The sequence below is a fragment of the Pyxidicoccus trucidator genome (assembly GCF_010894435.1).
GTDB lineage: Bacteria > Myxococcota > Myxococcia > Myxococcales > Myxococcaceae > Myxococcus > Myxococcus trucidator.
In genome coordinates, this window is sequence record NZ_JAAIXZ010000058.1 from 1 (window position 1) to 1,653 (window position 1,653).

A 1,653-nucleotide genomic window follows, 5' to 3' on the forward strand; every position below is an offset into this window, starting at 1 on the left:
CTAGCCCGGATCGATCACGGGTAGAGGGGACACCGCGTAGCGACCGACCGATAACTGGAGAGTTCTCAAGGCTTTCCACCCATCGACAGGAGCTACGCGGTGAAAACAGAGTGTACCTCGAAGCAGCTTGAGTTCGACGGCGTCGGACGGCGGAAGTTGGTGGCCACGTTCGATGCGGACCACATCACCTCGGACGGCGGGCTGGTGCTGCTGCACCGGACCGACCGGAGATTCGGGCTGATGCGCAAGTTCGCTGCCTGCTTCCAAGACCTTCGCGCCCCGGACCTCATCCACCACTCCGTGGAAGAGCTGGTGCGCCAGCGCGTCTTCGGCATCGCCTGCGGATATGAGGACCTGGTGGACCACGCCACGCTGCGCCATGACCCGCTGCTCGCGGCGGTGGTCGGCAAGGCGGACCCGGCGCAGCAACTGGCCAGCCCCAGCACGCTCAACCGGCTGGAGTTGACGCCGGCGGATGCCACCGCGGACGCTCGCTACCGGAAGGTCGTCTACGACGCCCAGGCGGTGGAATCCTTCTTCGTCGATGCCTTCCTCGACGCGCACCGCCGCCCGCCGCGCGAAGTGGTGCTGGACCTGGACGCCACCGACGACCCCATCCACGGCACGCAGGAAGGCCGCTTCTTCCACGGCTACTACGGCAACTACTGCTACCTGCCGCTTTACATCTTCGCGGGCGACTTCCTGCTATGCGCGAAGCTTCGTACCTCCGGCATCGACGCGGCCGCGGGCGCGCTGGAGGAGGTGAAGCGCATCGTGGCCCGCCTCCGTGAGCGCTGGCCCACCACGCGCATGGTGGTGCGCGCCGACTCCGGCTTCGCCAGAGATGACCTTATGGCCTGGTGTGAGGGCAACGGCGTCGACTACGTCTTCGGCCTGGCCCGCAACGAGCGGCTTCAGCAGATGATTGCGGCGGACATGGAGTTGGTGCGGACGGTGTCGCTGGAGGAGCGCGACGGCGCGCCGACGCGTGCCTACCGGGAGCTGCTCTACCGGACACGCGACTCCTGGACGCGGGAGCGCCGCGTGGTGGCCAAGGCCGAGTGGCTGGGCGACAAGCACAACCCGCGCTTCGTCGTGACGTCCCTGGGCCAAGAGCAGCACCCCGCGCAGGCACTCTACGAGGAGCTCTACTGCGCCAGAGGTGACATGGAGAACCGCATCAAGGAGCAGCAGCTGGGCCTCTTCGCGGACCGGACCAGCGCCCACACGATGCGGGCCAACCAGCTGCGCCTGTGGTTCGCCTCCGTGGCCTACGTGCTGCTCAACCTGCTGCGGCACTTTGGCCTGAAAGGCACGCAACTCGAGCGTGCGCAGGCGGGCACCCTCCGGCTCAAGCTGCTGAAGGTGGCCGCCGTCGTCCGCGTGAGCGTCCGCCGCGTCGTCCTGTCGTTGAGCGCTGCCGCCCCAGTGAAAGACCTCTTCACACGCATCGCGGAGCAGCTGCGCGCCGTCCCCACTCCCTCCTGACGCTCGCGGCTCTTTGACATCCTCGCGCGGGTCTGGCTCCGGCAGGAGAGGGCCGGGCTTTGCCCGTTGCCGGAGCCAGAACCGATGCGAGGCCAAGCGCGCGGCCACCGTCAGGTTACGCTGCGACACCAACCCAGTGTCAGCGCCCGGTGTGACCGATTCGGG

General features: G+C 67.8%; 1 protein-coding gene. It reads left to right on the forward strand.

The window, feature by feature from the left end:
• Positions 1–99: 99 nt before the first annotated feature.
• Complete coding sequence (locus G4D85_RS48355) at positions 100–1,488, forward strand: IS1380 family transposase (RefSeq protein WP_164021902.1); 1,389 nt, start codon at positions 100–102, stop codon at positions 1,486–1,488.
• Positions 1,489–1,653 lie beyond the last annotated feature (165 nt).